This is a genomic window from Deltaproteobacteria bacterium (assembly GCA_016223005.1).
Taxonomy (GTDB): domain Bacteria; phylum Desulfobacterota; class GWC2-55-46; order UBA9637; family GWC2-42-11; genus JACRPW01.
Window position 1 is genome coordinate 1 of record JACRPW010000065.1, and the last position, 6,182, is coordinate 6,182.

General features: G+C 38.1%; 7 protein-coding genes. 3 read left to right on the plus strand and 4 right to left on the minus strand.

The genetic code is table 11. The features are described from left to right. Both HZC45_07075 and HZC45_07080 read right to left on the minus strand, forming a co-directional pair. Window positions 1-588, minus strand: a 588-nt coding sequence (locus tag HZC45_07075; GenBank protein ID MBI5682909.1) for an adenylosuccinate lyase, incomplete at its 3' end; no start/stop codon positions are given. Next, entirely contained in the window at window positions 589-1,323 is a 735-nt protein-coding gene (locus HZC45_07080) for a ZIP family metal transporter (protein MBI5682910.1), read from the minus strand. 132 nt (window positions 1,324-1,455) lie between these two features. On the opposite strand from HZC45_07080, the gene mobB reads away from it, so the two are divergent. The 3 genes from mobB to mazG are packed head-to-tail and all read left to right on the plus strand — an operon-like array spanning window position 1,456 to window position 3,427. Next, on the plus strand, window positions 1,456-2,118 hold the full coding sequence (gene mobB / locus HZC45_07085) for a molybdopterin-guanine dinucleotide biosynthesis protein B (GenBank protein MBI5682911.1): 663 nt from the start codon (window positions 1,456-1,458) through the stop codon (window positions 2,116-2,118). After that, window positions 2,115-2,741, plus strand: a complete 627-nt coding sequence (locus tag HZC45_07090) for a molybdenum cofactor guanylyltransferase (GenBank protein ID MBI5682912.1) — start codon at window positions 2,115-2,117, stop codon at window positions 2,739-2,741. The genes mobB and HZC45_07090 overlap by 4 nt, the downstream gene beginning before the upstream one ends. Continuing rightward, window positions 2,738-3,427: a nucleoside triphosphate pyrophosphohydrolase gene (mazG, locus tag HZC45_07095; protein ID MBI5682913.1), complete on the plus strand. Its 690-nt coding sequence runs from the start codon at window positions 2,738-2,740 to the stop codon at window positions 3,425-3,427. Before HZC45_07090 ends, mazG begins: the two co-directional genes overlap by 4 nt. A 394-nt stretch (window positions 3,428-3,821) precedes the next feature. Here mazG and murJ read toward each other — a convergent pair whose 3' ends face one another. Together murJ and HZC45_07105 are read right to left on the minus strand one after the other, a co-directional pair. Further along, window positions 3,822-5,402, minus strand: coding sequence for a murein biosynthesis integral membrane protein MurJ (murJ, locus tag HZC45_07100; protein MBI5682914.1), 1,581 nt, complete (start codon window positions 5,400-5,402; stop codon window positions 3,822-3,824). Window positions 5,403-5,451: 49 nt separating this feature from the next. Continuing rightward, complete coding sequence (locus HZC45_07105) at window positions 5,452-6,069, minus strand: DNA adenine methylase (protein MBI5682915.1); 618 nt, start codon at window positions 6,067-6,069, stop codon at window positions 5,452-5,454. Window positions 6,070-6,182: the final 113 nt, after the last annotated feature.

The following is a 6,182-nucleotide window of genomic DNA, read 5'->3' on the forward strand; positions in this document are numbered from 1 at the left end:
TTCTTCAATAAACGGCGGGATGTTTGCAAAAGTCCCCACAGCGCCTGATACCTTGCCATAAGAGATTACATCCCTTGCCCTATTCATCCTCTCAAGGTTCCGCTTCATCTCCTCATACCAGAGCGCCATCTTAAGACCAAATGTTATTGGTTCTGCATGGATGCCGTGGGAGCGGCCAATCATAACAGTGTCTTTGTATTCAAAAGCCTTTTTCCTTATAACATGCATGAGATTCTTTATGTCCAGAATAATTAAGTCTGCCGCCTCTTTTAAAAGAAGCGCAAGGGATGTGTCAAGCACATCAGAAGATGTCATGCCTTTGTGGATGTATCTTGAATCAGGACCGACAAACTCAGCAACAGATGTGAGAAACGCAATAACATCATGCTTTACCTGAGATTCAATCTCATCAATCCTTTTAACATTAAAATCTGCCTTTTCCCTGATATTCCTGAGTGCAGATTTAGGTATCTCTCCAAGTTCTGCCCATGCCTCGCATGCTGCAATCTCTACATCAAGCCACTTCCTGAACCTGTTTTCAGGCTCCCAGATTTGAGCCATCTCTTTTCTTGTATAACGGGGTATCATTTAATGACCTCCGATGAGATTACCCACAAGATAAATGAGTAATGCCCCTGATAAAACTGCAACTATATTCTTCCTGCTGGAATTCTTATGTGTTTCAGGAAGTAAGTCTGACGCACCTATATATATAAAAGAACCTGCGGCTATAGCAAGAAAAAAACCAAGAAACTCTTTGGAGATGTCTTTTAAAAAGAAATATGAACCAATAGCACCTACAGGTGTTGCAATGGCAACTACCCATGAAAGAAGGAGCGTATTTTTTTTGCTGAAACCCGTATGTAATAGGATTGATGTTATTGTTATACCTTCTGGCAGTTCATGGAGAAGCACACCAATCGTTGCAACTATGCCTAAAGAAAAACTAGCCTCAAATCCTGCCCCTATTGCAACACCATCCAAAAGGGAATGGAAGCCGATGCCCATAAAACCCAGCCAACCCATTGAATGAGACTCGCAATCGCCTTCACGGCAGGAGTGAATCATCATGGCATGCTCTGCAATATAAAAAACTATGAGTGTAATCAGGACATAGACAAGGCTTTGGGAATTTATCTCCATTGCCTCAGGGAGTATATTTACAAAGGCTGCTGTTAAAACAACCCCGCCTGAAAAACTAATCAGTATTGCAGAGTGTTTCAGCGCCCATCTCTCTTTTTTAAGAACCAGGTATATCCCTAAAACTGTTGAAACACCTGCCAAAGTGGAGTAGATTACAATGTTTAGAAATTGGTCTGCCATGGTTGTGAACTATATCACAGAGAAGGACAGAGGGCAAGTGGATGCACCAACCAACCCCAAAAATAGACTTTGATTTTTGGGGGACAACTTTTATAATTGACAGTAAAAGGACTCCCTGTTATTCTAAAATCCATGAACAGCATACCAATAGTATCATTTGTCGGCACATCAGGAAGCGGCAAAACAACCCTTCTGGAAAAGGTTATAAAACACCTTGTCAAAAAGGGCTACAGGGTCGGAACCATAAAACATGATGCACATACCTTTGAGATTGACCATGAAGGCAAGGATAGTTTCAGGCATAAAAAGGCAGGTGCAAAGACTGTTGTCCTCTCATCTCCTGAAAAGGTGGCTGTAATAAAGGATGTAGATAAGGAGATGACAATTGATTCTCTAAAATTCAATTTTTTGAGTGACAATCTGGATATAGTTATAACAGAAGGCTATAAAAAGGCAGCCAATCATAAGATAGAGGTAATAAGAAAGGAACTATCAAAAGAATCGGTGTGCAAAGGGGATAAGAACCTGATTGCATATGCAAGCAGTGTAAAACTTAGAACAAAACTGCCATGTTTTGATATAGACAATGCAAAATCTATTGCTAGTTTTATAGAAAGGAAGTTATTGAAAAACAGCAGGATAGACAATAATATTCAGTTGATGGTTAATAGCAAGAATATCCCATTAAAACCGTTTATCGCCGACCTCATAATTCAGGCAATAATGGGTATGACAATGTCATTAAAAGGCTGTAAGGATGCTGAAGAAATAGATATAAGGATACGAAGAAGATGACAGGCATTATACTTGCAGGTGGAAAATCTTCAAGGATGGGTTTTAATAAGGCGTTTATAGAGGTACCTGTCCATCTTTACGCAGGCACTGTAAATAACAAGCATGAGAATAACACAACTATCATTGAAAGGACAGTCCGCCTATTTAATGAGATATTTGATGAAATAATTATTGTCACAAACAGCCCTCTTGAATATGAACAGTTTGATGTCCGGATAACAGCAGATTTAATCAAGGGTGCAGGTTCTCTTGGCGGGATATGGACAGGCATATTCCATGCATCTTCTGAACACATATTCGCTGCTGCCTGTGATATGCCATTCCTTGATAAAGATACTATCCTCAAAATGCTTAATATGAAAGATGAGGCAGATGCCATTGTGCCTTTTGTAAATAACCAGTTTCATCCCCTTCATGCCGTGTATTCAAAAAACTGCCTGAAGGTAGTGGAAAAGGCAATAAAGGAGAATGACCTGCGTATAAATAACTTGCTTAATAAGATACACATCAAAAAGGTTGAGGACATATTTACATCAGAACCTGCCTGTTTATCTGTTTATAATGTAAACACAAAACATGAGTTGGAGAGAATAACCTCCTTGCACTGCAATCCATCTGCATGAAAAACAACCTTAATAAGTTAGTAAAGATTATGGAAAGACTTAGGGGTCCAGACGGCTGCCCATGGGACAAGGAGCAGACCCTTAAGAGTATTGTCCCGTTTATAATTGAAGAGGCTTATGAGGTGGTAGAGGCAATTGATAAAAGGTCCTATAAACTCCTTAAAGAAGAGGTGGGAGACCTGCTGCATCAAATTGTATTTATCTGCCAACTCACGAAAGAAAAAGGAAGATTTGACATATACGATGCTACAAACGTCTCAATAGAAAAAATGATAAGAAGACACCCACATGTCTTTGGCAATGAAAAGGCAGGCACCCCAAAAGAGGCACTCAAGAAATGGGAAAGGATGAAGAAAAAAGAAGGAAAGGCAAAAAACGGCTTTCTTTCTGATGTGCCTGAGCATCTGCCTGCACTTCTGAGGGCGCACAAGGTAAGTGAAAAAGCAGCAAGGGTTGGCTTTGACTGGCAGGATATAAAACAGGTCTTTAAAAAAGTTAAAGAGGAGATGGGTGAATTTAAGCAGGCATTAAAAAATGGAAATGTAAAGGCAATGTTCATTTCAAGATTCCACTACATAGAAAGAGAACTCATAAAAAACGGAAAAGACCTTGGCACCACTTCGTTAGATGAAATGGAAAAACTATGGGGGTCCGCCAAGAAGATTGAAAGAGGTAAAAGACAATAATTTTAAGATGTTATCACCTTTTCCCAACAACTTGTGGATAACTTGTTATTAACATTATGGAAATGAAATCTGATAACACAGAAAACAATACTAGTCTTCATATTGTCTATTTTTTAATCACCGTATTAATAGTAATATCAATTGGTTAAATTATCAATTGAAAATGGCTATTATTGACTGCCACTGTAAACTTTTTAATCTATGCACCTCTTTCTAACCCTTGTTTTTAAACCACTTGGGGCAGCAATCCTCTATCAGATGTTGACTTGAAATGGGTTACAGCAGACACCCTTACAAACAACCTGAAAAATAAGCATCTATAAGCCATAGTGCCAGCAAGCCTAATTCTGGAAACATTATCAAACGCTATATATGGTTAGAGTCTTTAAAAATACTAACCCGGCAGGTATTTATTCCTATAAACCCTTTTTTTAATTATATCCAGAAAGAATTTGAGTTCAGGACTCTTGAAAATAAAGACCCAAAAAAGGAATGTAAATACTCCAAGAATAATAGTAAGGAACAGTGTCAAAGACCTTTCTAATATAATGCCTTCCATGTTCCAGAGCCATGATGACAAGGAATAAACAACTATACCCATAATGAGTGAGGCAATGCTGACCTTTAGAAAAGAATAGATTATATCCCTTGCACCTATTCCTCCCAGTCTCTTTCTTAAAACCAGAAAAAGAAGGATAAAGTTAAGCATTGATGAAAGGGCTGTTGCAAGGGCAAGTCCACCATGTAAAAGAGGCTTCATAAGTATCAATGCCATGATTACATTAAAAAAAAGTGTAATAACAGCAATAATTACAGGTGTTAGTGTATCCTTTAAGGAATAAAATGCAGATGCAACAATCCTTGCACCTGAAAAAGAGGCAAGTCCAAGGGCATAAAAATAAAGGGCAAATGCAGTTCCATATGTAGATTCCTGCGAGAATTCCCCCCTCTGAAAAAGGATATTGACTATAGGCACACCTAAAATTATAAGTCCGACCGTTGCTGGTATTGATATGAAGATTACAAGCCTTATGGCAAAAGAAAGGGACTGCTTAAATTTAAGCCAATCCTTTTTTGCAGCATGTTCAGATAAAGATGGTAATGATGCAGTGGCAACTGCTACGCCAAATATACCAAGTGGAAACTCCATTATCCTGTCTGCGTAATAAAGGTATGAAACGCTCCCTTCCGGAAGTTGAGAGGCAAACCGTGTTGTTATGAATATACTTATCTGATATACTGCAACACCCAGAGTGGATGGCAGCATAAGAAGGAGTATATTTTTTATGGCAGGGTTTGAAAAGTCAAAATTTAAGCGAGGAAGCATGTCAAACCTTTTAAGATATGGTAATTGATATACAAACTGAAGAAGACCCCCCAGAACCACACCTATTGCAAGTGCATAAACCGGCTCTGTCATTTGGGATGCAAGAAAAAAGGCAGATAAGATTACAGACACATTAAACCAGATAGGTGAAAATGCAGGAGCTGTAAAGTGTTTTAGTGAATTAAGCACGCCCATTGCCAGGGCAGAGAGGCTTATGAAAAACAAAAAAGGGAACATCCATTTTGCAAGAGATATGGTAAGTTCTAATTTTTCAGGTGTATCTGCAAAACCAGGTGAGATTATTTCAAAAATCCATTTTGAAAATATTATGCCGAGAACAGTGAGTATAATGAGGATGATTGGGAAGAATGTAAATGCAGTTGATACAAGTTTTCGTGCTTTATCCTTTGAACCCTTTGCGAGTTCCTCTGTAAATATTGGTATAAATGAAACTGTTAATGCCCCTTCTCCAACAAGCCTCCTTAAAAGATTTGAAATCCTGTAGGCAACGAAAAAGGCATCGGCATCCCTTCCTGCCCCAAATATATAGGCAATAACAGCATCTCTTACAAACCCGAGAATCCTGCTAACAAGTGTGGCAGAACCAACAATACCTGCTGCCTTTGCAATCCTTTTCTCTTCAGTCATAAAATTGGAAAATTTTATTAGCCTCTGCTGTTAGATAGGACATCAAAAGTCATCTACACACAAACAGATACTCTTTTAATGCATCGTTGTTTCCTACCTTGTAGGCATAATTTTTTTCGTAATGATTGATTTTTGGTTTAAATTTCTTAATCACGGCAATAAATTCGTTATAAGATGGAATGCTTCGGTTATTATAACTTATCAACCACATCGGGATATGGCTGGCACTTTCAAATAATTTTAAAAACGAAGCGTGGAGTTGAGTTTTTTTATTAAAGCCACTCTCTTTAAAAATTGGATATGTTTTTGTTTTGCCATTGAATGCTTTTATTTGCCCATAATAACTGGTAAATAGCTCCACAAAGAAATAATCCCTTTCATAATCAAACCCTGAACCTCCATATGGTGGATCAAAGTAAACAGCATCAACCTTTATCCGTGGCAATAGGTTAAAAATATCATCATTGTAAGCCTCATTAATCTGTCCATTATCAAACACAGCCTGATTGTAGCCTGTCAGAAATTTTAAGAATGTATTTTTTATATCCGCTGTAAATTTTGGTCTGAAATGGGGAAAATCTGGCTTCCTGTATCTTAAAAGACCACTTCGAAATTTCCCTCCCGGCATCTTCTGTATACAGGTTCGAATTGCAGCGGCAAGAGCCAAACTCCGTTTGTAAGGCTCAATCAAACTTTGGATGTTTACATAGAGGTTATCTAAAAATATACACTCTTCCTGCGTATAAAACACATCTGTAAAATGCTTCTCAATATAATCAT